The sequence below is a fragment of the Streptosporangium sp. NPDC049078 genome (genome assembly GCF_040648855.1).
GTDB lineage: Bacteria > Actinomycetota > Actinomycetes > Streptosporangiales > Streptosporangiaceae > Streptosporangium.
On sequence record NZ_JBEZEL010000011.1, the window covers coordinates 1 to 22,961 of the forward strand.

The following is a 22,961-nucleotide window of genomic DNA, read 5'->3' on the forward strand; positions in this document are numbered from 1 at the left end:
CGCGTTGGTTACGGATTTTTATAAGCCGCCCGGAACACCCGCCCACCTCCGCACACGGCCCGTCTCGCCGTAGGTGGTGCGGGCCGTAGTCGCTTCCTTTCGGGCCGCCCACGGGGCTCTGGGGATGCTGAAGCAATCCGTACGGGGTCGTTCGGGGGTCGTCGCCGTAGCTGAAGCGTCGGTGCGGAAAGGAGCGCATGGGGCTCGCCGTGACTTCATCGGGCTCGGCGTGGTTCGCTGACGGTTGGCGTGCTGCGCTTTGTCGTTGCTGGTCACGGACATCACGGCTTCGCGCAGGGACAGGTGTGGCCCTTTGATAGGGCACATCGTGATGGACGGCCACTGTGACCGAAGGGAGGGGTAGGTCTCGCAGGGCTTCGGCCGGGTGGGTTAGTTGGATGAGGAGCTTGGGGTGTCGGTGCTGCCGGCTTCGTCGGGGCTGTTGGTTTCGTGGGCGGGGAGGCGGAACCAGACGGCGGTGCCCGCTTCGGGGTCGTGGTGGGTGCCCCAGGCGGTGGCCATGGCCTCGACCAGGAGCAGGCCGCGTCCGCCGTCGCTGTCGAGGTCGGTCGCGCGGACGAAGGGCAGGCTGGTGGCCGAGCCGTCGTCGATCACCTCGGCGTGCACCATGTTGCCTCCCAGACCGAGGCAGACGGTCACCGATCCTGTGGCCGTACGCCCGGAGTCGGAGTGGACGACGGAGTTGGTCACGACCTCGCTGAGCAGCAGCACCACGTCATCGAGGGCGGTGGCGGTGATTCTGGTGTGCAGGAGGTGTCGGGCCCAGGCGCGGACGGTCGCGACCGAGTGGGGGGTCGCGGCGAACTCGGCGTGGCCCAGGGGGTGCAGTACGGCCCAGCGCTGCGAGGCTGTTCGCTGGCGTTCGTATCGGCAGGGGGCCTGGTAGGGCGCGATCACGCGATCGCCGCCGTGACGATGACGTCGGCGGCGTTGTCGGCGTCGGCGCAGATCGCTTCGCCGGGCCGCCACATCCTGGCCCACCAGGGGCGCCAGACGAACACCCAGCCGCGGGCACGGCGTACGGCGGTGATGCGGACGCGGGTCTCGTTTTCGGACATGACCTCCAGGATCGGCTGCCCCCTCTGGGGCAGCACCAGCGAGGTACCCAGGCCCAGGCCCCGCAGGTCCCAGCCCAGCCGCACCAGATGAACGAACTGCTCTTGCGGATCAGGTTCCTTCACAGCTAACCCTTCTGTCGCCATTTTCGGCTGGCATGTCGCTACTTTCCGATATCTGACACCTACTCAGAGTCATCGGGCGTACGCTTAGAGCATGCACGAGCAAGTGCTTTCGCGCAATCGCGTTCGCGCGAAATCTTTAAGTCGGTTGTGCGTGCACGCACTCCCGGGCTTTGCCAAGCTGAGAGGCCCAACAAGAGAGGTGTCGATGGCCATCAGTCCCACCGCTCGGCGTCGTCGACTCGGGATCGAGCTCAGGCGCCTGCGAGAAGCCGCCGGTCTCAACGGGGCCGACGTGGCCGCCGCCCTGGGATGGTCTGGGACCAAGGTCTCCCGCATCGAAACCGGACGGGTAAGCGTTCATCACGGAGATGTCGGCGACCTGCTCGACCACTACAAGGTCGCTGACGGCACACTTCGACAAGAGCTGATCACGCTGGCGCGCGAGTCCCGGCAGAAAGGCTGGTGGCACCGCCACCGCGACACCCTGAAGACCGGATTCGACTACTACATCGGACTTGAGTCCGACGCGGCGACGATCCGCACTTATGAGGCACAGGTCATTCCGGGGCTCCTGCAGACCGAGGCATACGCCCGAGCGGTCATGGAGGCAGCGGCTATGAAACCGGACAAGACCTACATCGAGAAGAAAGCCGGTGTTCGTCTCGCCCGCCAGCAGCTCCTGACCCGTGATGCCCCGATTCGGCTGCACGCGGTGCTCGACCAGGCTGTACTGATGCGGGAGGTAGGTGGAGCGACGACGATGAGCGATCAGTTGGCCTGCCTACTCCAGCGAAGCAAGCTGGCGAACATCACAATCCAGGTGCTGCCTTTCGGACGGGGGGCACATCCAGCGATGGACGGTCCATTCGTCATCCTGGAGTTCCCTGACCCGATGGATCCGGATCTCGTCTATATCGAACAGGCTGTCAGCGGTCTGGTCCTCGAAGAAGCCGAAGAGCTCGCAAAATATGCCTGGATGTTCAATAATCTAGCCAGCCAGGCGCTTACTGCCGAGGAGTCTGCGACCCTCATCTCTTCCATGATCGAATAATGACATCGCGCTCACCGGAAAAGGAGTACGGGATGGCCCCGAATGGAAATTCTTTCCGTGTCACATGGCGTAAGAGCAGCTACAGCACTGACGGCGGCAACTGCGTCGAAGTCGCCCGTACGGACAACTGCTACCTCGTCCGTGACTCCAAGGATCCCGATGGCGCCATACTTTCCTTCTCGTCGGGTGGCTGGACAGCTTTCCTGAGCCGCGTCAAAACTGGAGACTTCGACACGCGTCCCTGACGTGTGACCGGCGGGAAAGATCTTTTGAGATGGTGGAGGGAGTGGAGGTGCTCCAGCAACGCCTGGTCAATGCCGCTTGGTTCAAGAGTTCGCGTAGTCAGGGAACTACGGACAACTGCGTCGAGGTCGCCTTTGCCTCAGAAGTGGTCGCCGTTCGGGACTCCAAGGATCCCGGTGGCGCCATACTTTCCTTCTCGCCAAATGATTGGGCTGCCTTCCTAAGGTGCGTCAAAGCTGGAGACTTCGACACGGGTCCCTGATATTCGACGGATCAGAGAAGGGCTCTCGGGAAGCTAGGAGTTCGGGTGTCCCATGATTGACCTGGTGAGCGCTGTATGGCGTAAGAGCAGCTTGAGTGGCAGCGGCAACAACTGTGTTGAAGTCGCCTTCGTCTCGGGATCGATCGCTGTCCGCGACTCCAAGAATCCCGGCGGCGTCACACTTGTCTTCTCCCAGGGCGACTGGACCATCTTCCTGGGCTGCGTCAAGACTGGAGACTTCGACACACGCCCTTGAGCGTGTGATCGGTCTACGAAGATCCCCACTCGTAAGGGGGTACAAATGCCTCGGTCTTACCTGGCCAATGCCTTGTGGCGTAAGAGCAGTCTCAGTGGCAATGGGGGTGCCGACTGCGTGGAGGTCGCCGTTGGCCTTCCTGGGGTGGTGGGCCTTCGAGACAGCAAAGATTCCTCAGGTCCGGTGCTGGTTTTTTCCTTTGAGAGCTGGCGAACCTTCGTCAGGGGCGTCAAGAGCGGCGATTTCGACGACCTGGGCTGATCCGGGGCCTACCTGGGAAGGTTGCTGAGGTCGATGGTGATGGGGAAGGGGACGGGGACCGTCAGCTGGTCGTGGTGGATGCCAGTGAGGGCGTACGCGTGGGTGGCCGGGTCGAGCTCGTAGACGTAGACCACGGGGGAACCGCTGTTGTTCTCCACCCGCCAGAAGTGTGGGATGCCCGCCTCGGCGTAGCGGGAGGGCTTGGTCTTGCGGTCGCGGTCTTCGGACTCGGGGGAGACCACTTCGACGGCGAGGTGCACCTCGCCGGGGGTGTAGAAAGTCCGTTCGTCGTCATCGGCTGCTTTTACGTCAACGACCACGACGTCGGGGCAGGGACGCATCCGGTGGCCGAGCTTGACGTCCATCTGGAGCACGGCCGCGACGTGCTCGGGAGCCTGGGCGTTCAGGGCCACGCGAAGACCGAACAGCACACGCTCGTGGAAGCGTTTCTGGGGGGACATGAAGACGAGAGCTCCATCGATGAGTTCGACGTGCTTGAAGAAGTCAGGTTCGCCGTTCGGTCCCTCCGCAGGGAGGTTGTCGAGGTCGTCGGCGGTCCATCCCCATGGGGGTGGGGAGGGCCAGTAGTCGAGTGCGGCGCTCACGTCGGTCACCGTAACATCGTCTCCGTCACTCGGTGTGTTCATTCAGATCATCTCCGTTGCCTTCCTTTCATTCTCTCCCGTTTTGGAGTGAACGGAAGGAGCGGGCGCTGAAGAAGAGAGAGAACGGGTGCGGGTGCTGGAGTAGAGGACGCCGGAGATGATCAGGGTGGCGGCGAGGAGTTTGGTGAGGGAGATCGACTCGCCGGTGAACAGGGCGGCGGAGGACATGCCGAAGACCGGGACGAGCAGGGCGGAGGGGGCGACCACCGAGGCGTCGTAGCGCTGGAGGAGGAAGCCCCAGATGCCGAAGCCGCCGAGGGTGGAGATCAGGGAGACGTAGAGGACCGAGAGGCTGCCCTCCACGGAGAACTCCAGGTGGGGGACGCCCTCGACCAGCAGGGACAGGGCCGTCATGGGGATGGCTGCGACCGCGCTGATCCAGACCATGAAGCGGAACGAGTTGGGTGGTGCGGCGTTCCTGACCGCGATGTTGCCCATGCCCCAGAAGAACGCCGCGCCGATGACCAGCAGGAACGCGCCGATGGGGCTGCCGGTGCCCAGGTCGGTGGCGATCAGTGCCAGACCGGCGAACGCGACCGCCATGCCGATGATCCGTCGCCGAGTGAGCCGTTCCCCCAGGAGGGCGACCGCCAGGATCGCGGTGAAGATCGCCTGGACCTGGACGACGAGCGAGGTGAGCCCGGCGGGCATGCCCGCCCGCATGCCGGTCAGCAGCAGGGCGTACTGGCCGATGCCGAGCGTGGCGCCGGCCACGAGGACCTTCCGCCAGGGCACTCCGGGGCCGCCGACGAGCAGTACGGCGGGGAAGGCGGCGAACAGGAAGCGCAGCGCCACGTAGAGCAGCGGGGGGAAGTGGCGGAGTCCGGCCTCCATCACCACGAAGTTGAAGCCCCACAGGGCGGTGAGGGTGATGGCGAGCAGGAGGTGCCGGGTATGCATGCAGCAATCGTCGTTTCGACTGATATTTCAGCACAAGCGAGACCTTCTTGCTTGTGTCGTTTAGAGTTGCTTACATGTTGGATCTCAACCGGCTCAAGGCGCTGCACGCGGTTTCCGTCTACGGTTCGGTGGGGGCCGCGGCCGAGGCGCTCATGGTGACTCCGTCGGCGGTCTCCCAGCAGCTGGCCAAGCTGGAGCGGGAGACGGGGGCGCCCCTGCTGGAGCGTCACGGGCGCGGGGTGCGGCTGACCGACGCGGCCGGGCTGCTCGCCGACCACGCCGAGCGCATCCTCGCGCTGGTCGAGATGGCGGAGGCCGATTTCGAGGCGCTGCGCGGCGAGGTCGTGGGGCGGCTGGGCATCGGCGCCTTCCCCACGGCGGCGAGAGGGCTGATGCCCGCCGCGCTCGCGCTGTTGCGCTCACGCCACCCCGACCTGCGCCTGCAGCTCATGGAACGCGAGCCGGAGCGGCAGATCCGTGAGGTGGCGAGGGGCGAGCTCGACCTCGCGGTGATCCAGGACTGGATGAACCGTCCGATGGCGATCCCCGAGGGGTTGTCCCGGGCCACGCTCTTCGACGACATCGCCGACGTGATCCTGCCCGCGTCCCACCCGCTGGCGGGTCGTGCCGAGATCGAGCTCGCGGAGCTGTCGGGGGAGCAGTGGATCAGCTCCTCGCCCGGTACGGTCTGCCACGACTGGCTGGTCTACACGCTGCGTTCGGCCGAGCTGGAGCCGGACATCACCTGCATGACGGACGAGTATCCGACCCAGATGGCCCTCGTCGCGGCGGAGCAGGGGTGCGCGATCATCCCCCGGCTGGGCCGCGACTTCGTCCCGCAGGGGGTGCGGGTCGTCCCGATCCGGTCGCGTCCGACGCGCAGGATCTACGCGCTCTGGCGCAGTGACGCCGCCCGCCGTCCGGCCATCCGGGCCGCGGTGGAGGCGCTGAAGGCCGTCTCGGTCGAGTTTCGCGGGCCTGTGTCCGAGCCCGTCGAGTCGGCGACGATTCCGGTGGCGGTGGTTCGGGGTGGCCCAGACGGCTCTGGGTGACGTCGGGTTTCGGTTTTCATACGTGGCGCGTCATTTCCGATCCGGTTCGGTGGGTGACCAATGCCAGCTCGTGCGGAACCCGGGTCAGCCGAGGGCGATCGTCACCACGCCGCCGACGATGACGCAGGCCGCGAGCAGCCGCCGGGTCAGGTCGCCTTCGGCGAGCAGCCTGCCGCCGAGCACCACCGCCACGAGCACGCTGACCTCGCGTACCGGGGCCACCGCGCTGATCGGCGAGAACGTGTACGCGGTCAGCGCGAGGAGGTAGGAGAGCGGCATCAGCACCGCCGCGCCCAGCACCCGCGTCTTGTGCTCTCGCCAGACGGGCAGGATCAGGCCCCTGCGGCGGGAGCCGAGCACCGGCGAGGTGAGGACCAGGGCGCGGCCGAGGTCGCCGCCGTAGTTGAGCAGGATCGGCGCGACCGCGAAGGCGCTGACGACCTGCTTGTCCCAGACGGTGTACGCCGCGATGAACACTCCGGTGGCGAGCCCGTACCCGATCCCGCCCAGGTCCTGGCGGCTGGGGCCGTGCGCCGCGCCGAGCAGGAAGACGCCCACCCCGACGAGCAGGATTCCCGCGACGCCGACCGGGCCCGGCCGCTCGCCCAGGAAGAGGACGGCGACCAGGCTGGCCAGCATCGGCCCGGTGCCCCGGGCGATCGGGTAGACCATGGAGAGGTCGCCGTGCCGGTAGCCGCGCTGGAGCAGCATGAAGTAGCCCAGGTGCAGCGTGGTGCTGGCGGCGATCACCGCGAGGTCGGTCCAGGAGGGGCCGGTGCCGCCGAGGAGGAGGTGGCCCACCGCGACCGGGGTCCAGAGGAGGGTGGAGGCGGCGGCGACCATCCAGACGAAGACGACACCGTCGGCGTCGGCCGCCTGCTTGCTCATGAGGTTCCAGCAGGCGTGGGCGACGGCGGAGGAGAGGACGAGGGCGAGCGCGAGGGGGCTCACCCGGGTGACCCTATCCTGCCTCGTTCGACCCACCTGCCAGGCAGGTACCCGGTGCCTCTCGGTAGGCTGGCGGACACCATGGCTGAGACCACCGTCGTTCACCTCCTGCGCCACGGTGAGGTGCACAATCCCGCGAACGTCCTGTACGGCAGGCTTCCCGACTACCACCTCTCCGACAACGGCGTCCAGATGGCCGAGACGGTGGCGAAGGCGGTCGCCGGACGTGACGTCACCGCGCTGTTCTCCTCGCCGCTGGAGCGCGCGCAGGAGACGGCTGCCCCGCTCGCCGCGACCTTCCACCTGGATGTCACGATCGACGAGCGGCTCATCGAGGCCGAGAACATCTTCGAGGGCCTCTCCGTCGGCAGCTTCCGTAATCCGCGCTTCTACCGCTACCTGTGGAACCCGCTGCGCCCCTCGTGGGGGGAGCGTTACATCCACATGGTCAACCGGATGAGGGCCGCGATCGACACCGCCCGTGACGCGGCGCGCGGCCATGAGGCGATCATGGTGAGCCACCAGCTCCCGATCTGGACGATCAGGCTCGCGGCCGAGGGCAGGCGCCTGCCGCACGACCCGCGTCGCAGGCAGTGCGGGCTCGCCAGCCTCACGAGCTTCTCCTTCGAGGGAAACCGTCTGATCAGCGTCGGATACAGCGAGCCCGCGGCGGCGCTCGTCAAACGCCCCACTGTGCCGGGCGCCTGACCTCGCCGGTACAGTGATTGCTCTACCGGTTGTAGTACAGGGAGCCTCCGTCACCCATGCGCGCACAATCCTTCGCCGCCGTCGCGCTGCTGATCGCCGTGGCCGGATGCGCCGGAAACCCGGGATCGCAGCCGCAGAGCGGTGACACCCGTTTCGTGGCCGGTGACGGAAAGATCACCCTGTTCCAGGCCGAGGACCGCAAGGTCGCCCCGCAGGTGGAGGGGGAGACCCTCGACGGGGGCACCGCGAGCCTCGCGGCGCACAAGGGCAAGATCGTGGTGCTCAACTTCTGGGCCTCCTGGTGCGCGCCCTGCCGGGCGGAGGCGCCGGTGCTCAAGGACATCCACGCCAAGAAGAAGGCCGACGGCGTGGAGTTCCTCGGCATCGACTTCAAGGACCGCAAGGCCGACGCCCTGGCTTTCGAACGCAGCCACGAGCCGGGTTACCCGAGCATCTTCGACCAGCCGGGCAAGGTCGCCCTCTCCTTCCAGGGGACGGTGCCGCCCGCGGCCATCCCGTCGACCCTGATCATCGACCGGCAGGGCCGGATCGCCGCCAGGGCGCTCGGCGCGGTGAAGTACAACGACCTTCTCGACGCCGTGACCAAGGTCGGCGATGAGAGATAACCGCTCGGGGTCGTCGTGAGCGCCGACCTCGTGGGCACCGTCGCCGGCGGTTCGCTGGCGCTGGCGCTGCCGATCGCGGTCGCGGCCGGGCTGGTGTCGTTCATGTCGCCGTGTGTGCTGCCGCTGGTTCCCGGCTACCTGTCGTACGTGACCGGTATGAGCGCCGACCCCAGGCGGGGGCGGATGGTGGCGGGCATCGTGCTGTTCGTTCTGGGGTTCGCGGTCGTGTTCGTGGCCGGGGGAGCGCTCTTCGGCGGCCTCGGCGCGGTCCTGTTCACCAACGCGGGGATCATCACGCGGGTGCTCGGCGTCTTCACGATCGTGCTCGGCCTCGCCTTCATGGGGGTGATTCCGGGGCTGCAGCGCGATTTCCGCATCCACCGGGTCCCGGCCGCGGGGCTGGCCGGGGCGCCTCTGCTCGGCCTGGTGTTCGGGCTGGGCTGGACCCCCTGCATCGGCCCCACCCTCGGGGTCGTGCTCACCCTCGGCCTGAACGAGGGCAGCGCCGGTCGGGGGGCGCTGCTCGCCTTCGCGTACGCGCTCGGCCTCGGCCTGCCGTTCGTGGCGGCCGGACTGGCGTACAGCAGGGCGCTGAGGACGTTCAAGGCGGTACGCCGGCACTCGCGGCTGATCACGAGGGCGGGCGGCGTGATGCTGGTTGTCGTCGGCGTGCTGCTCGTCACCGGGTTGTGGGGGGAGCTCGTCGCGATGACGCAGGGCTGGGTCGGCGGATTCGAGCCGGTGATCTGATGGTGTCGATCGACCCGAAGACGGGGGAGCGAACGGTGAGCGAGGCGCGGCGGCCCGCGGGTCTCGGGGTCGTGGGGTGGGCGCGCTGGTTCTGGCGGACGCTCACCTCGATGCGGACCGCGCTGATCCTGCTGTTCCTGTTCGCCCTGGGTTCCATTCCCGGCTCGATCTGGCCGCAGCGCGGGGTCTCCGACGCCATGGTCGTCCAGTACTTCGACGACAGTCCGGAGCTCGCCGAGTGGCTGGACAGGTTCTGGCTGTTCGACGTCTTCAGGGCGCCCTGGTTCGCCGCGATCTACCTTCTGCTGTTCGTGTCCCTGATCGGCTGTGTGCTCCCCCGTACCGCGACCCACCTGCGGGAGCTGCGCAGGAAGCCGCCCGCGGCGCCGCGCAACCTGGGCAGGCTGCCGCAGCACGCCTCCTTCGAGGCGGATCTCACCGTCGAGGAGGCCGCCGCGAGGCTGCGCGCCAGGCGGTTCCGGGTGACCACGGGGCCCGGCTGGGTCGCCGGGGAGAAGGGTTACCTGCGCGAGACCGGCAACCTGCTGTTCCACGTGGCCCTGCTCGGCCTGCTGGTCGCGGTCGGGATGGGGTCGCTGTACGGCTACCGGGGCAACGTGCTGGTCGTGGAGGGCGAGGGGTTCGCCAACACGGTCGCGGCCTACGACCGCTACATGCCGGGCACCCAGGTGAACGCCGAGTCGCTGGAGCCGTTCTCCTTCACCGTCGACGACTTCCAGGCGACCTACATCGCGACGGGTGAGAAGAGGGGACAGGCCCTCGACTACGAGGCCAGGCTCAAGGTCGAGGACGCCCCGGGCGCCGCGCCGCGCGACTACGTGCTGAAGGTGAACGAGCCGCTGGACGTCAACGGCACGCTGAGCTACCTGATCGACCACGGCTACGCGCCGACCTTCAAGATCACCGATGGTGAGGGCGAGGTCGCCTTCGAGGGGCCGGTGCCCTGCCTGGTGGTCCAGCCCGCCACCTTCACCTCCGAGTGCGTGATCAAGGTCCCGGACGCGCGGCCCGAGCAGCTCGGCGTCCTCGTCGGCTTCCTGCCGACGACCGTCCCGATGGGCTCGGAGTGGGTCTCGGTCTTCCCCGGCGCCGCGAACCCCACCGCCCAGGTGTACGGCGCCTTCGCCGGTGACCTGGGGCTGAAGGACGGCCGGCCGCAGTCGGTCTACGAGCTCGACCCGGCGAGCCTGAAGAAGATGAAGCCGCTGGTCATGAAGGCCGACCCGCTGGCGCTCGGTGAGAAGCTCACGCTGCCGAACGGCGCGGGCTCGATCGAGTTCACCGGTGTGCGGGAGTGGATCGCCCTGCAGATCACCCACGATCCGGGCCGGATGCCCGCGCTGGTGGCCTCGATCCTCTGTGTCGCGGGCCTGGTGCTGACGCTCACCGTTCGCCGCCGCAGGATCTGGGTGCGGATCCACGGGGACCGCAAGGTCGAGGCGGGCGGTCTCACGCGCACCGAGGGCGGCGATTTCAGCGAGGAGTTCACCGAGATCGTCTCCGTTTTGAACCCAGGAGTTCCCGATTCAGGAGTGAAGGATGTCCGCTGAGGTCGATGCCGGCCTCGCCACGCTGAGCGACCAGCTCATCTTGGCGACGGTGCTGCTCTACGTCTTCGCAATGATCGCTTACGCCCTCGACCTCGCCTTCTGGCGGCAGGCGGGGGCGTCTCGGCAGACGGTGGCCCGCGCGGACCGGCCGGTCCTGGCAGGTGTCGGCGGGGGCGCCCCGGCCGACACCGCCCCCGCCGAGGACGCTCCCGCCGTCAAGGCGTCGCCCGCCTGGGCGGCGTGGGCGGGGCCGGTGGCCGTCGGGCTGAGCTGGCTCGGCTGGGTCGCCAACCTCGCCTCCATCCTCACCCGCGGCCTGGCCGTGGACCGGTGGCCGTGGGGCAACATGTACGAGTTCGTGGTCGCGATGTGCTTCGCGGCGGTGAGCGCGTTCCTGTTCATGCAGCTCCGCTACCCGATCCGCTTCCTGGGCGCGTTCGTCACGGTCGCGAGCGCGCTGGGGCTCGGTTTCGCCGTGCGGTACCTGCACGTGCAGGCCGGTCCCGTGGTGCCCGCGCTGGACACGTACTGGGTCGCGATCCACGTGTCGGCGGCGATCGTCGCGAGCGGGATGTTCATCGTGGCCGGAGTCTGCGGCATCCTCTATCTGGTCAGGAAGGACGCCTCGGTCCGGCTGCCGTCCCGGCAGGACCTGGAGCGGGTCGCGCACCGGGCCATCGTGATCGGCTTCCCGATCTGGACCTTCGCCGTCATCGCCGGGGCGCTCTGGGCCGACAAGGCGTGGGGCCGCTACTGGGGCTGGGACCCCAAGGAGATCTGGGCGTTCATCACCTGGATCGCCTACGCCGCCTACCTGCACGCCAGGGCCACCGCGGGCTGGAAGGGAAAGGCGGCGACGATCGTGCAGCTCATCGCCCTCGCCTGCCTGCTGTTCAACCTGGTCGGGGTGAACATTTTCCTCGGGGGACTGCACTCCTACGCCGAGGTTCCGGGCTGATTCTCGGCACCGAGATTTCCTCGGGCCGAATTCTTTCCGCTGGAATTCCACGGCGAATTGCCGCGCCGAGGTTCCCGCCGATTACCGCGCAGGTTTTCGTGCGGGAATTCGGTTGTCCGTAACTGACCTATCGGTCGCGCGTTAGGGGCCGATTCCGGTGCGTTCTCAGTCGTCGTCACGCAGGCGGCGGTCGAGATCCTTGAGGAAGTCGGGGTCGTCGTCGGGGCCCTTCGGGGCCTCGGGGCGCGACGGCGCGTCCTCGACACGGAGGAAGCGGGGCGGTCTGGGGCCGGTCGGCCGGCCGAGCAACAGCCAGAAGACGCCCCCCGCGATCGGCATCAACACCACGATGAGCACCCAGAGGAGCTTGGGGAGGTTCCTGGATTCCTTGTCCGGCGTGGTGATGACGTCGAACAGGCAGTAAAGCCAGAAGGCGAGTATCGCCAGACCAAGCAGGGGCATGCCCGAACTGTAAGCCATCATGAGACCTGCTGCGGTCCCACACCACGTTACGGATGACTGGCAAGGCTCCCACCCCTTACCGTAGGAGCCGTTGCCACTTCCCCAGGGGGTGTGATGGCACATTCGGGCGACAAGGGCCGCCATCGACGGCGGTGGTGGCAGCGAGGTCCGGCCACGCGTGCGGAGAGTGCCGTGCGGGAGGCTCCGCGTGAGGTTCCCCGCGGGGCGGAGCGCCGGGTCGGGACGGTCACGGCCCCGGTGGCCGACCGCCCGCAGTACACCTGGAGAGACTTCGAGCTCGACGAGAGTCCCCGGGCCCAGCCCAACTCTCCCGACACCCCCGACCTGGGGGACGGCCTGCGCCACTGCGGGCGTCTGGAGCGCATTCTGCACCGCCAGTGGGACTCGCGGTGGGAGGCGCCGCCCCCCGAGGCCGTACGGGCGGTGGAGAGCCTCGCGAGGCTGCCCGACGTGTTGAAGGACAAGCTGGCCGACGGGCTCGACGGCATCTACGTCGGCGCGGGCGGGGTGCCGGAGCTGGACGACATGGGATACCTGCGCGGCGCACCGCTCCCCTCGGGCCGGGCGACGTGGGACATCTGCGCGGGGGCGTACGGCGATCGCAAGATCGTGGTGGGAGACCGGCCCTCGCCCACCCCCGACGTGATGATGCACGAGGTCGGGCACGCCCTGGACGACGTGGACGCCCCCGGCGGCGGCTGGGTGTCCGACTCCCCGGAGTTCGCCGCCCTCTACGAACAGTGCGTTCCCGCGCTCGCCTCGGCGTTCCATCTCCAGTCGGGAGACCTGGGCCGCAAGGAGTTCTTCGCCGACGCCTTCGCCGCGATCGTCTCCCGGCAGCGCCCCGCGCTGGTCGACATGCTGGGCGGCGACACACGGATGGCGCTCAACGTCATGTTGTTCTTCAACCGGCGCTACGGAATCTAGGTGATCTGGGATGTACGTCGTCAGGCTCGCCGACGGGACCCTGCGGGTGCCGCAGACCCTGGTCGGCGATGACGGGCGTCTGATCGGCAACGCCTACGTGGAGGTCTCTCCGGGAGATCCCGACTACGACCGATGGCTCGCCGAGTCGCTCACCGAGGAGGAGCTGTCCGAGCGGCGGCGCCGATGGCTGGAGGAGAACGACGAGCTGGAGCGGGAGTTCCTGGCGTTCAAGGCCGAGCAGGAGACCTAGAGGCTCGGGGGCCGCGCGGGGCGTCGTTCGAGGCCGGGCGGGTTCGAGTGGAGGAAGGCCGTGGAGCGGGTGGGCCGGTGACGGGGGAGGTCATCGTCCGTGTCGTGGCTCACACGACTCCACGGTGACCCTGCGGCTTCCGGGTAAGGCGCGCAGGATCACCGATGGTGTGACGTCCTAAGTCGTCAGACGCGCGGGGACTCGCCTGCCGGCCGTTCGGCCGTCAAGACGTCCTCTCCGCGCAGAAGGGCGTGCACTTCCGACTCGCGGAAACGCCGGTGCCCTCCGGGGGTACGGATGCTGCTGATGCGGCCTGCCGCGGCCCAGCGTGTAACCGTCTTTGGGTCGACCCGGAAGAGGGCGGCAACCTCTCCGGGCGTCAGCAGACGCTCGCTGCTACTCTCCACAATCTCTCCCCCTCGCATCCCGCTTCCTGCCAGCGGGCGGACAGGTAACCAGTGTGCCGAGCGAAGCCTGATTTATCCGTGCTTTCCAACAAAGATCACGGGTTGTTATCTACTGCCTGCCCGATTGTTATATGATAGAGCCTTTTTGGGACTCTCGTGGGTGTTTCTTTACGAAACAGATCTCTTGGGAAGACTAGCAGCGCTCGCAGTCGATGCGAAGAGTTACCCGTAGGGCCACCGCGATCGCGACCGGTTGGGCGAAGTGACGTAGCCTCGACGCTGTGCATCCCGTCATCGTTTACACCGCGTCCAGGATCGGCCTGCTGGCCGTGAGCCTGGGAGTGCTCTATATCCTCGGCCTGCGCCAGCCCCTGGTTCTCCTGATCGCCGCATTCCTGGTCAGCGGTGTGGCCAGTTACGTCCTGCTCTCGAAGCAGAGGGACGCGGTGAGCGAGCGAATCACTAAGAACCGGGAGTGATCGGCAACGGGAACATGCCGACCCGGGCATGGTACTCGTGACCAAGGCGGGTTGTGTCACTACCAACCAGTAATCCGCCGGGATGCGCGAGGAATGCCTTGACCCCGATTCCGCGGTCCCGGGTGGGGTTCCATGTCAGGGCCCTGCCGGTGCGCGGATGGATCGCGCCGATTCCCGGCCGCGCCACCGCCCCCGGGCCCGCGGAGTCGCGTCCGTCCGGATTGTTCAGCCAGCGCTGGTGCCCGCCGACGTAGACGGCCGCCCCCGTCGCCGCCACCGAGTACAGCGAGTCGCCCCCGGTGTGGTTCACCCAGGTCGGCTTCACCGCGCCGCGCGCGCCGGTCTCGAAGCGGGCGGCGGTGTCGCACATCCTGTCCGGACCTCCGGGCCCGCCGGTCGTGACGACGACGAGATAGCTCCCGTCGGGGGCGAGGTCCACCCCCCGCAGATAGCCGGGGAAGTCGGCCATGCACCGGCCCCGGTAGGCGTCGGTCCGCCACGGCGCGACCGTGGCCGGGGAGGGGGCGAGGCCGGGCGACGAACCGTCGGGTGCGGCGGCGTTCGGCGAGACGAGGCCGGGCGGGGCGACCGAGATGAGGCCGAGCTGGGCGCGCGGCAGGCCGCCCAGGGTGGTGAAGTCGCCGGCGACCGCGAGCCTGCCGTGGCCGAGGGCCATCGCGTGGATCCTCGTCCTGCCGCCCCTGGGCGCGCCGGGCTCGATCGTGAAGGACGGGTCGGCCGCGCCGGTGACGGCGTCGAGCCTCGCCAGTGCCGTACGGGCGACGGAGCCGACGTGGGTGAAGTCGCCGCCCGCGTAGAGGTGGCGTCCGAGCCTGGCCAGGCCGGTGACCGCGCCGCCGCGCACCTGGGCGCCGAAGTGGGAGACCGGCGAGCCGTCGGAGAGCCGGAGCAGGACCAGGCCCCGCGTCTGGGCGCCGCCGGTCCTCGTGAACCGCCCGCCCGCGTAGACGGTGCCGCGGACCCCCGCCGCCAGCGCCAGAACCGGCCGGTCCAGGCGCGGCGCGAAGCCGGGCAGCACCCGGCCGGTGGCCAGGTCGTACGCGAAGAGGTTGGCGCGCGGCAGCACCGTCGCGCTCCCGGCCTCGCGGACCTCGCCGAACGAGCCGCCGACCACCACCGTGCCGTCCACCAGCGCGATGGCGTTCACGATCCCGTCGAGCACGTGGGGAGTGGTGTCCACCGGATCGGCCGAGACGACCCCGCCGTGCTTCGTGGTGCCGGCGACGGCCACCCCGGCCGGGAGCACGGAGAGCACGGAGAGCGCGGAGAGCAGGGTGAGCGCGGAGAGCAGGGTGAGGGCCGCGACCAGCACGTAAGTGGCTCTGGCAAACATTCGACAATTTTTAGCATGCCAACGGTAATGGAATGACTACTTTCCGTGGATTGTCGGGGCGGCCCTAGGGTGGGAGGCATGACGCGCGCTTCTCTGGACAAGCAGCCGCACGAGGTCGCCGCGATGTTCGATCGCACGGCCAGGCGGTACGACCTTGTCAACGACGTTATCTCCCTGGGGCAGGTCCGGCTGTGGCGCAAGGCCGCCGCGGCGGCCGTCGACGCGGGCCCCGGTGAGCTGGTCCTCGACCTCGGCGCGGGCACCGGCACGTCCACCGACGCGTTCACCACGCTGGGCGCCCGCGCCATCGCCTCCGACTTCTCGCTCGGCATGCTGAGCACCGGGGTGCGGCGCAGGGGCGGCTCCGGCATCCACGGAGGGGGCGTGCGGGGGGTCAGCTTCGTCGCGGGCGACGCGCTGCGGCTCCCCTTCGCCGACGAGGTCTTCGACGCGGTGACGATCTCCACGGCGCTGCGCAACGTGCACGACACCGGCCAGGCGCTGCGCGAGATGTACCGGGTGGCGAGGCCGGGCGCGCGGCTGGTGATCCTGGAATTTTCACACCCGACGCCGAAATCCTTCGATCTCGTGTACTCGCAGTACCTGATGAAGCTGATGCCGCGCGCCGCGAAGCTCTTCGGCTCCAACGACGACTCCTACGAGTATCTGGCGGAGTCGATCAGGGCCTGGCCGGACCAGGCGGGGCTGGCGAAGATCATTCAGGGGGCGGGCTGGGAGCGCGTGGCCTGGCGTAACCTGACGATGGGGATCGTGGCCCTTCACCGTGCGTACAAGCCCTCCTGACTTTCTCGGGCGATGGCGACACCCGCCTGACACTTTGCCCTCCGAAGGCGTTAGACTTCGGCGCGACAAGTTTGTGAAGACCTTCACAAAGGAACGAAAGGCCCCTTACCCCGAGGCCCCCACAGCGTGTAGGACAGGACAGGTCCCGTGACCGTGCCAGCCGCCACACAGCGGAAAGTCGCTGAGGCTGACGCCGACGTCATCGTCGTCGGCGCCGGGCCCGCCGGTTCGACAACCGCTTTCCATCTCGCGCAGGCCGGACTCGACGTCCTGCTGCTCGAGAAGACCACCTTCCCCCGTGAGAAAGTCTGCGGCGACGGGCTGACCCCCCGGGCGGTGAAACGGCTCATCGCGATGGGGATCGACATCGACGCCCCCGGCTGGGTCCGCAACAAGGGCCTGCGCGTGGTCGGCGGCGGGATGCGCTTCGAGCTCGACTGGCCCGAGCTGTCGAGTTTCCCCGACTTCGGGCTGGTCCGCACCCGCCAGGACTTCGACGAGATCCTCGCCGCCAACGCGGTCAAGGCGGGCGCCCGCCTGCTGCAGGGGGTGAACGTCACCGCCCCGATCCTCGACGAGCGCAGCGGGCACGTCGTCGGCGTCGTCGCGAAGCGGGACGGTGAGGAGGTCGTCTACCGCTCGCGGCTGGTGGTCGCCGCCGACGGCAACTCCACCCGCGTCTCCCTCGCGATGGGGCTGCACAAGCGCGAGGACCGCCCGATGGGCGTCGCGGTGCGGACATACTTCGAGAGCCCCCGCCACGACGACGACTACCTGGAGACCTGGCTGGAGCTGTGGGACGGCGACACCCTGCTGCCCGGCTACGGCTGGATCTTCGGCGTTGGCGACGGCACCTCCAACGTGGGCCTCGGACTGCTGAACACCAGCGAGTCCTTCAAGGGCATGGACTACCGCGACCTGCTCAAGCGCTGGGTGAAGGGGATGCCCCCCGAGTGGGGCTACGTCGAGGAGAACATGACGACCCCCATCAGGGGCGCCGCGCTGCCGATGGCCTTCAACCGCCAGCCGCACTACACGCGGGGCCTGGTGCTGGTGGGCGACGCGGGCGGGATGATCAACCCGTTCAACGGCGAGGGCATCGCGTACGCGATGGAGAGCGGCCACATCGCCGCCGAGACGATCGTCCAGGCGCTCGGCAGGGTCACCCCCGCGCAGCGGGAGCGCGTGCTGCGCGCCTACCCCCAGAGGCTGAAAGACGCATACGGTGGTTACTTCACCCTCGGCAGGGGGTTCGTGGAGCTGATCGGGCATCGCGGGGTGATGAACTTCGCCACGCGTCACGCGTTGCCACACCCCCACCTGATGCGGTTCGCGCTCAAGCTCCTTGCTAATCTCACCGACCGGCGAGGTGACGCGTCCGACCGCATCATCAACGCCCTGTCGAAGGTGGCGCCACCGGCATGAGGTCGACGAATGCCGAGCACCTGGAGCCGTGGGCGATGATCGCTTTGCCTAGACTTTCGAGATACACCACAACGCAGAGCTACGCGCCGGCGCGCGTGGAGATGGGAGAGGAGGCGTAGCGATGGAGTTGTACGCACCCATCCTGGTGCTCGCCGTGCTCGCGGCGGGATTTGCGGTCTTCTCGGTGACGATCGCCCCCTTCACCGGTCCCAGGCGCTGGAACCGCGCGAAGCTCGACGCCTACGAATGCGGCATCGAGCCGACGCCCCAGCCGGTGGGCGGAGGACGCTTCCCGCTGAAGTACATGGTCACCGCGATGTTGTTCATCGTGTTCGACATCGAGATCATCTTCCTCTATCCGTGGGCGGTCGCGTTCGACAAGCTCGGGATCTTCGGGTTGGTCGAGATGCTGCTGTTCATCGTCACCGTGCTCGTGGCCTACGCGTACGTGTGGCGCCGCAAGGGTCTGGACTGGGACTAGATATGGGTCTTGAAGAGAAACTTCCGAGCGGGTTCATGCTCAGCACGGTCGAGCAGGTGGCCGGCTGGGCGCGCAAGAACTCCGTCTGGCCGGCGACGTTCGGCCTCGCGTGCTGCGCCATCGAGCTGATGTCCACCGGCGGTCCCAAGCACGACCTGGCGCGCTTCGGCATGGAGCGCGCCTCGGCGTCTCCGCGCCAGGCCGACCTGATGATCGTCGCGGGGCGGCTCTCGCAGAAGATGGCCCCGGTGCTGCGCCAGATCTACGACCAGATGGCCGAGCCCAAGTGGGTCATCGCGATGGGCGTCTGCGCCTCCAGCGGCGGCATGTTCAACAACTACGCGATCGTGCAGGGCGTCGACCACGTCGTCCCCGTCGACATCTACCTGCCCGGCTGCCCGCCGCGCCCCGAGATGCTCATCGACGCGATCGTCAAGCTGCACGACAAGATCCAGAACATGAAGTTCGGCGCGCACCGCGCCAAGCAGATCGACGAGCTCGAACTGCAGGCCCTGCGGACGCTGCCGCTGATCGACCAGGGGAGCGCCAAGAAATGACGAGCGAACCCACCGAGAACCTCCCCGAGGTGCCGAAGGAGCCGATCGCCCACCTGGGCATGTTCGGCGCCTCGGGCACCGGTGACACCTCGGGCTACGGCCGCCTCGTCGTGCGGCGCAAGCCCGAACTGTCCAGCCCCCGCCCGTACGGCGGTTATTTCGACACCGTCGCCGACGAGCTGGAGCGCGCCCTCGGCGGCGACCTCGGCGACGCCGTCGAGCGCGTGGTCGTCGACCGCGGCGAGCTGACCTTCCACGTCAGGCGTGAGCGCCTGCTCGACGTGATGAAGACCCTGCGCGACGACCCCGCCCTGCGCTTCGAGCTCTCGCTCGGCGTCTCCGGCGTGCACTACCCCCACCTGGAGGGCCAGGAGCTGCACGCGGTGATCCACCTGTGCTCGATCACCCACAACCGCCGCCTGCGCGTCGAGGTCTCCTGCCCCGACGACGACCGGCACATCCCCTCCACGGTCTCCGTCTACCCGACGCACGACTGGCACGAGCGCGAGACCTGGGACTTCTTCGGCATCGTCTTCGACGGGCACCCGGCGCTGACCCGGATCATGATGCCCGACGACTGGGACGGTCACCCCCAGCGCAAGGACTACCCGCTCGGCGGAATCCCGGTCGAGTACCGCGGCGCCGAGATCCCCGCGCCGGACCAGAGGAGGTCCTACACATGAGCGTCCCTCACCAGGAGACGAAGGAGACGGTCGGGAACGGCCCGTACGACGCGTACGACGAGGCCACCGAAGGCAAGGTCTACACCGTCTCGGGCAACGACTGGAGCGAGCTGGTCGAGAGCCTCTCCGGCCAGCAGGACCAGCAGCTCGTCATCAACATGGGCCCCCAGCACCCGTCCACGCACGGCGTGCTCCGCCTGGTGCTGAACCTGGACGGCGAGACGGTCACCGAGGCCCGCACGGTCATCGGCTACCTGCACACCGGCATCGAGAAGAACCTCGAATACCGGACGTGGACCCAGGGCACCACGTTCGTCACCCGGATGGACTACCTGGCGCCGATCTTCAACGAGACCGCCTACTGCATGGGCGTCGAGCGGCTGCTCGGCATCACCGACCGGGTCCCCGAGCGGGCCCAGGCGATCCGCGTGATGATGATGGAGCTCACCCGGATCTCCTCGCACATGGTGGCGATCGGCACCTTCGGCATGGAGCTGGGCGCGACCACGCCGTTCCTGTTCGGGTCGCGCGAGCGCGAGATGGTGCTCGACGTGATGGAGTACATCACCGGCCTGCGGATGAACATGGCCTACGTCAGGCCGGGCGGCGTCTCCGTCGACCTGCCCGCGGGCGCCGTCGACAAGGTCGGCGAGCTGCTCAAGGTCATGCCGGGGCGCATCAGGGACATGCGCAAGATGCTGGACGCGAACCCGGTCTACCTGGCCCGCACCAAGGACGTCGCCTACCTCGACCTCACCGGCTGCATGGCGCTGGGCGTCACCGGCCCGATGCTGCGGGCCGCGGGACTGCCGTGGGACCTGCGCAAGTCGCAGCCCTACTGCGGCTACGAGACCTACGAGTTCGACGTCCCGACCGAGAAGACCGCCGACGTCTACGGCCGCTACCTGGTACGGGTCGCCGAGATGGAGGAGTCGCTCAAGATCATCGAGCAGGCTCTCGACCGCCTCTCCGGGCCGCTCAAGAACGGCCGGGTGATGGTCGACGACAAGAAGATCGGCTGGCCCGCGCAGCTCGCGCTCGGCCCCGACGGCCTGGGCAACTCGCCCGACCACATCGCGCACATCATGAGCGGCTCCATGGAGGCGCTGATCCACCACTTCAAGCTGGTGACCGAGGGCTTCCGGGTCCCGGCGGGGCAGGCGTACGCCGCCGTCGAGTCGCCCAGGGGCGAGCTCGGCGCCCACGTGGTCAGCGACGGCGGTACCCGCCCCTACCGCGTACACTTCCGCGACCCGTCCTTCACGAACCTGCAGGCCATGCCCGTGACGTGCGAGGGCGGCATGGTCGCCGACGTCATCTCGGCGGTGGCCTCGATCGACCCGGTGATGGGAGGTGTCGACCGATGAGTTCCAGCAAGGGTACGGACGGCCGGCCGGCGCACGAGAAGGTCGACGCGAGCACGGGCACCGGCCTGACGGGCGAGAGCGCCCTCGAGACGACCACCGCCCTGGGCGGCGAGCCCTCGAACGAGGCCGCCCGCGCGGGCGGCGAGGAGGTGAGCGCGACCGTGTCCAAGGGGTACGCGCCGGAAGTGCGGGAGCGCCTGGAGCGCGACGCCAAGGAGATCATCGGCCGCTACCCGAAGCCGCGGTCGGCCCTGCTGCCCCTGCTGCACCTGGTGCAGTCCGAGGACGGCTACGTCTCCGACGACGGCCACGAGTTCTGCGCCGAGATCCTCGGCCTGAGCAAGGCCGAGGTCGTCGGAGTCTCCACCTTCTACACGATGTACAAGCGCAGGCCGATGGGCCAGTACCACGTGGGCGTGTGCATCAACACGCTCTGCGCGGTGATGGGCGGCGACCAGATCTGGGACGAGCTGTCCGAGCACACCGGCATCGGCCACGACGAGACGACCCCCGACGGCAAGGTCTCGCTGGAGCGGCTGGAGTGCAACGCCGCCTGCGACTTCGCCCCGGTGATGATGGTCAACTGGGAGTTCTTCGACAACCAGACCCCGGCGTCGGCCAAGCAGCTCGTCGACGACCTCAGGGACGGCAAGGAACTCTCCCCGACCCGGGGTCCGAAGAAGCTCTGCACGTTCAAGGAGGCCTCCCGGGTGCTCGCGGGCCTGCCCGACGGCCTGGCCGGCGACGGCCCCTCGGCGAAGGGCGCCTCCCTGGAGGGCCTGAAGATCGCGAAGGCGAACGGATGGAAGGCTCCGGAGGCGTGAGCGTGACACGCAGCGGAGCCACCACGAGCGGACGCGCCGGTCAGACCGGCGTGTGCGGGCGTAACGAGCGTGCCGACAGGCACGGCGCGGCCTCGTCACGGAGCGACGGGCTGTCAGGCGAGGAGACGAAGTGACCACTCTCACCCCGGTTCTCACCGCGAACTGGGACCAGCCCAACTCCTTCACCCTGGAGGGCTACGGCGACTACTCGGCGGCCAAGAAGGCGCTGGGCATGGACCCCGACGCCGTCATCCAGGCCGTCAAGGACTCCGGACTGCGCGGCCGAGGCGGCGCGGGCTTCCCCACCGGCATGAAGTGGGGCTTCATCCCCCAGGGGGACGGCAAGCCGCACTATCTGGTGGTGAACGCCGACGAGTCCGAGCCGGGCACGTGCAAGGACATCCCGCTGATGATGGCGAACCCGCACGCGCTCGTCGAGGGCGTCATCATCACCGCGTACGCGATCCGGGCCAACCACGCCTTCATCTACGTGCGCGGCGAGGTGCTGCACGTGGTGCGCCGCCTGCAGGCGGCCGTGGCCGAGGCGTACGCCAAGGGCCACCTCGGCACCGACCTGTTCGGCTCCGGCTTCGACTTGGAGCTGGTCGTGCACAGCGGCGCCGGCGCCTACATCTGCGGCGAGGAGACGGCGCTGCTCGACTCGCTGGAGGGCTATCGCGGCCAACCTCGGCTCAAGCCCCCCTTCCCCGCCGTGGCGGGCCTGTACGCCTCGCCGACCGTCGTCAACAACGTCGAGTCGGTCGCGAGTGTTCCCTCCATCATCGCCAACGGCGCCGACTGGTTCGCCGGGATGGGCACGGAGAAGTCCAAGGGCTTCGGCATCTTCTCGCTGAGCGGCCACGTGACCAGGCCCGGCCAGTACGAGGCCCCGCTCGGCATCACGCTGCGCGAGCTGCTGGAGATGTCCGGCGGCATCCGCGAGGGACACCGGCTCAAGTTCTGGACCCCCGGCGGGTCGAGCACCCCGATCTTCACCGACGAGCACCTCGACGTCCCGCTGGACTTCGAGTCCGTCGGGGCGAAGGGCTCGATGCTCGGCACCCGGGCCCTGCAGATCTTCGACGAGACCACCTGCGTGGTGCGCGCGGTGCTCCGCTGGACGGAGTTCTACGCGCACGAGTCGTGCGGCAAGTGCACCCCCTGCCGGGAGGGCACCTTCTGGCTCAAGCAGGTGCTCAAGCGGCTGGAGAAGGGTCAGGGCACCGAAGAGGACCTGACCACGATCACCGACATCGCCGACAACATCCTGGGACGCTCCTTCTGCGCCCTGGGCGACGGTGCCACCAGCCCCATCCACTCGTCGGTGAAGCACTTCCGCGACGAATACCTCAAGCACTTCGAGATCGGCGGCTGCCCGTTCGATCACGCCCCGTCCACGGTGTGGGGTGCCCAGTGAGCGCGCGGATCCAGGCAACCGGCAAGCACAGCACCGTCTCGGTCACCAGG

Annotated in this window: 30 protein-coding genes; 22 read left to right on the forward strand and 8 right to left on the reverse strand. The window is 68.4% G+C overall.

Annotated features, from left to right (window positions below):
- Positions 1-390: 390 nt before the first annotated feature.
- Together AB0B90_RS19555 and AB0B90_RS19560 are read right to left on the reverse strand one after the other, a co-directional pair.
- The gene (locus tag AB0B90_RS19555) at positions 391-918 is read right to left on the reverse strand and encodes an ATP-binding protein (protein WP_362923864.1); all 528 of its coding nucleotides are present in this window, start codon (positions 916-918) and stop codon (positions 391-393) included.
- The gene (locus tag AB0B90_RS19560; protein WP_362923866.1) at positions 915-1,202 is read right to left on the reverse strand and encodes a hypothetical protein; all 288 of its coding nucleotides are present in this window, start codon (positions 1,200-1,202) and stop codon (positions 915-917) included. The genes AB0B90_RS19555 and AB0B90_RS19560 overlap by 4 nt, the downstream gene beginning before the upstream one ends.
- Before the next feature lie 91 nt (positions 1,203-1,293).
- On the opposite strand from AB0B90_RS19560, the gene AB0B90_RS19565 reads away from it, so the two are divergent.
- Genes AB0B90_RS19565 through AB0B90_RS19585 form a run of 5 tightly spaced genes read left to right on the forward strand, consistent with a single transcriptional unit; the run spans position 1,294 to position 3,275 of the window.
- On the forward strand, positions 1,294-2,253 hold the full coding sequence (locus tag AB0B90_RS19565) for a helix-turn-helix transcriptional regulator (RefSeq protein WP_362923868.1): 960 nt from the start codon (positions 1,294-1,296) through the stop codon (positions 2,251-2,253).
- Positions 2,254-2,285: 32 nt separating this feature from the next.
- Positions 2,286-2,498 (forward strand): DUF397 domain-containing protein, encoded by a 213-nt coding sequence (locus AB0B90_RS19570; RefSeq protein ID WP_362923870.1) that lies wholly within the window; start codon positions 2,286-2,288, stop codon positions 2,496-2,498.
- A gap of 29 nt (positions 2,499-2,527) precedes the next feature.
- Positions 2,528-2,758: a DUF397 domain-containing protein gene (locus AB0B90_RS19575; RefSeq protein WP_362923872.1), complete on the forward strand. Its 231-nt coding sequence runs from the start codon at positions 2,528-2,530 to the stop codon at positions 2,756-2,758.
- Positions 2,759-2,810: 52 nt separating this feature from the next.
- Positions 2,811-3,014, forward strand: coding sequence for a DUF397 domain-containing protein (locus AB0B90_RS19580; RefSeq protein WP_362923874.1), 204 nt, complete (start codon positions 2,811-2,813; stop codon positions 3,012-3,014).
- Positions 3,015-3,059: 45 nt separating this feature from the next.
- A complete protein-coding gene (locus AB0B90_RS19585; protein WP_362923876.1) occupies positions 3,060-3,275 on the forward strand; it encodes a DUF397 domain-containing protein in 216 nt (71 codons plus the stop codon).
- 8 nt (positions 3,276-3,283) lie between these two features.
- Here AB0B90_RS19585 and AB0B90_RS19590 read toward each other — a convergent pair whose 3' ends face one another.
- Together AB0B90_RS19590 and AB0B90_RS19595 are read right to left on the reverse strand one after the other, a co-directional pair.
- The gene (locus AB0B90_RS19590) at positions 3,284-3,880 is read right to left on the reverse strand and encodes a Uma2 family endonuclease (RefSeq protein ID WP_362923878.1); all 597 of its coding nucleotides are present in this window, start codon (positions 3,878-3,880) and stop codon (positions 3,284-3,286) included.
- Positions 3,881-3,922: 42 nt separating this feature from the next.
- Positions 3,923-4,840: an EamA family transporter gene (locus AB0B90_RS19595; protein WP_362923880.1), complete on the reverse strand. Its 918-nt coding sequence runs from the start codon at positions 4,838-4,840 to the stop codon at positions 3,923-3,925.
- A gap of 74 nt (positions 4,841-4,914) precedes the next feature.
- On the opposite strand from AB0B90_RS19595, the gene AB0B90_RS19600 reads away from it, so the two are divergent.
- Positions 4,915-5,892: a LysR family transcriptional regulator gene (locus tag AB0B90_RS19600; protein WP_350942609.1), complete on the forward strand. Its 978-nt coding sequence runs from the start codon at positions 4,915-4,917 to the stop codon at positions 5,890-5,892.
- Positions 5,893-5,976: 84 nt separating this feature from the next.
- Here AB0B90_RS19600 and AB0B90_RS19605 read toward each other — a convergent pair whose 3' ends face one another.
- Positions 5,977-6,843 (reverse strand): DMT family transporter, encoded by an 867-nt coding sequence (locus AB0B90_RS19605; protein ID WP_350942610.1) that lies wholly within the window; start codon positions 6,841-6,843, stop codon positions 5,977-5,979.
- Positions 6,844-6,921: 78 nt separating this feature from the next.
- On the opposite strand from AB0B90_RS19605, the gene AB0B90_RS19610 reads away from it, so the two are divergent.
- From AB0B90_RS19610 to ccsB, 5 genes are read left to right on the forward strand one after another with little or no spacing between them, the layout of a single operon-like run.
- Positions 6,922-7,548 (forward strand): histidine phosphatase family protein, encoded by a 627-nt coding sequence (locus AB0B90_RS19610; RefSeq protein ID WP_350942611.1) that lies wholly within the window; start codon positions 6,922-6,924, stop codon positions 7,546-7,548.
- A gap of 56 nt (positions 7,549-7,604) precedes the next feature.
- Positions 7,605-8,174, forward strand: a complete 570-nt coding sequence (locus AB0B90_RS19615) for a TlpA disulfide reductase family protein (RefSeq protein ID WP_350942612.1) — start codon at positions 7,605-7,607, stop codon at positions 8,172-8,174.
- A gap of 15 nt (positions 8,175-8,189) precedes the next feature.
- Positions 8,190-8,924 (forward strand): cytochrome c biogenesis protein CcdA, encoded by a 735-nt coding sequence (locus AB0B90_RS19620; protein WP_350942613.1) that lies wholly within the window; start codon positions 8,190-8,192, stop codon positions 8,922-8,924.
- Positions 8,925-8,959: 35 nt separating this feature from the next.
- Positions 8,960-10,495 (forward strand): cytochrome c biogenesis protein ResB, encoded by a 1,536-nt coding sequence (locus tag AB0B90_RS19625; RefSeq protein ID WP_362896831.1) that lies wholly within the window; start codon positions 8,960-8,962, stop codon positions 10,493-10,495.
- Positions 10,485-11,453 (forward strand): c-type cytochrome biogenesis protein CcsB, encoded by a 969-nt coding sequence (gene ccsB / locus AB0B90_RS19630; protein ID WP_362923884.1) that lies wholly within the window; start codon positions 10,485-10,487, stop codon positions 11,451-11,453. The genes AB0B90_RS19625 and ccsB overlap by 11 nt, the downstream gene beginning before the upstream one ends.
- A 165-nt stretch (positions 11,454-11,618) precedes the next feature.
- On the opposite strand, the gene AB0B90_RS19635 is transcribed toward ccsB, so the two are convergent.
- The gene (locus tag AB0B90_RS19635; protein WP_350942616.1) at positions 11,619-11,915 is read right to left on the reverse strand and encodes a PLD nuclease N-terminal domain-containing protein; all 297 of its coding nucleotides are present in this window, start codon (positions 11,913-11,915) and stop codon (positions 11,619-11,621) included.
- Positions 11,916-12,107: 192 nt separating this feature from the next.
- On the opposite strand from AB0B90_RS19635, the gene AB0B90_RS19640 reads away from it, so the two are divergent.
- Both AB0B90_RS19640 and AB0B90_RS19645 read left to right on the forward strand, forming a co-directional pair.
- Complete coding sequence (locus AB0B90_RS19640; protein WP_350942617.1) at positions 12,108-12,863, forward strand: hypothetical protein; 756 nt, start codon at positions 12,108-12,110, stop codon at positions 12,861-12,863.
- Between the two features lie 10 nt (positions 12,864-12,873).
- The gene (locus tag AB0B90_RS19645) at positions 12,874-13,113 is read left to right on the forward strand and encodes a hypothetical protein (RefSeq protein ID WP_350942618.1); all 240 of its coding nucleotides are present in this window, start codon (positions 12,874-12,876) and stop codon (positions 13,111-13,113) included.
- 185 nt (positions 13,114-13,298) lie between these two features.
- Here the strand turns inward: AB0B90_RS19645 and AB0B90_RS19650 are convergent, their stop codons facing one another.
- Positions 13,299-13,538 carry a BldC family transcriptional regulator gene (locus AB0B90_RS19650; protein WP_012887349.1) on the reverse strand — a complete coding sequence of 80 codons (240 nt, stop codon included), beginning with the start codon at positions 13,536-13,538 and terminating at the stop codon, positions 13,299-13,301.
- A 263-nt stretch (positions 13,539-13,801) separates the two neighbouring features.
- Between AB0B90_RS19650 and AB0B90_RS19655 the strand changes: the two genes are divergently transcribed.
- Entirely contained in the window at positions 13,802-13,999 is a 198-nt protein-coding gene (locus AB0B90_RS19655) for a DUF4229 domain-containing protein (RefSeq protein ID WP_350942619.1), read from the forward strand.
- Here the strand turns inward: AB0B90_RS19655 and AB0B90_RS19660 are convergent.
- Positions 13,983-15,353, reverse strand: coding sequence for a hypothetical protein (locus AB0B90_RS19660; protein ID WP_362923886.1), 1,371 nt, complete (start codon positions 15,351-15,353; stop codon positions 13,983-13,985). The two genes, AB0B90_RS19655 and AB0B90_RS19660, sit on opposite strands and share 17 nt — an antisense overlap.
- A 78-nt stretch (positions 15,354-15,431) precedes the next feature.
- Between AB0B90_RS19660 and AB0B90_RS19665 the strand changes: the two genes are divergently transcribed.
- The 8 genes from AB0B90_RS19665 to nuoF all read left to right on the forward strand — a co-directional run bounded on the left by AB0B90_RS19665 (position 15,432) and on the right by nuoF (position 22,911).
- A complete protein-coding gene (locus AB0B90_RS19665) occupies positions 15,432-16,157 on the forward strand; it encodes a demethylmenaquinone methyltransferase (protein WP_350942621.1) in 726 nt (241 codons plus the stop codon).
- Between the two features lie 147 nt (positions 16,158-16,304).
- Positions 16,305-17,582: a geranylgeranyl reductase family protein gene (locus AB0B90_RS19670; protein WP_350942622.1), complete on the forward strand. Its 1,278-nt coding sequence runs from the start codon at positions 16,305-16,307 to the stop codon at positions 17,580-17,582.
- A gap of 121 nt (positions 17,583-17,703) precedes the next feature.
- Entirely contained in the window at positions 17,704-18,063 is a 360-nt protein-coding gene (locus AB0B90_RS19675; RefSeq protein WP_350942623.1) for an NADH-quinone oxidoreductase subunit A, read from the forward strand.
- A gap of 2 nt (positions 18,064-18,065) precedes the next feature.
- A complete protein-coding gene (locus AB0B90_RS19680) occupies positions 18,066-18,620 on the forward strand; it encodes an NADH-quinone oxidoreductase subunit B family protein (RefSeq protein WP_350942624.1) in 555 nt (184 codons plus the stop codon).
- Complete coding sequence (locus AB0B90_RS19685; protein WP_362923889.1) at positions 18,617-19,303, forward strand: NADH-quinone oxidoreductase subunit C; 687 nt, start codon at positions 18,617-18,619, stop codon at positions 19,301-19,303. Before AB0B90_RS19680 ends, AB0B90_RS19685 begins: the two co-directional genes overlap by 4 nt.
- Positions 19,300-20,670 (forward strand): NADH-quinone oxidoreductase subunit D, encoded by a 1,371-nt coding sequence (locus AB0B90_RS19690; RefSeq protein ID WP_350942626.1) that lies wholly within the window; start codon positions 19,300-19,302, stop codon positions 20,668-20,670. The genes AB0B90_RS19685 and AB0B90_RS19690 overlap by 4 nt, the downstream gene beginning before the upstream one ends.
- A 161-nt stretch (positions 20,671-20,831) precedes the next feature.
- Positions 20,832-21,494 carry an NADH-quinone oxidoreductase subunit NuoE gene (gene nuoE / locus AB0B90_RS19695; RefSeq protein WP_350943545.1) on the forward strand — a complete coding sequence of 221 codons (663 nt, stop codon included), beginning with the start codon at positions 20,832-20,834 and terminating at the stop codon, positions 21,492-21,494.
- Positions 21,495-21,624: 130 nt separating this feature from the next.
- Complete coding sequence (gene nuoF, locus AB0B90_RS19700) at positions 21,625-22,911, forward strand: NADH-quinone oxidoreductase subunit NuoF (RefSeq protein WP_350942628.1); 1,287 nt, start codon at positions 21,625-21,627, stop codon at positions 22,909-22,911.
- Positions 22,912-22,961 lie beyond the last annotated feature (50 nt).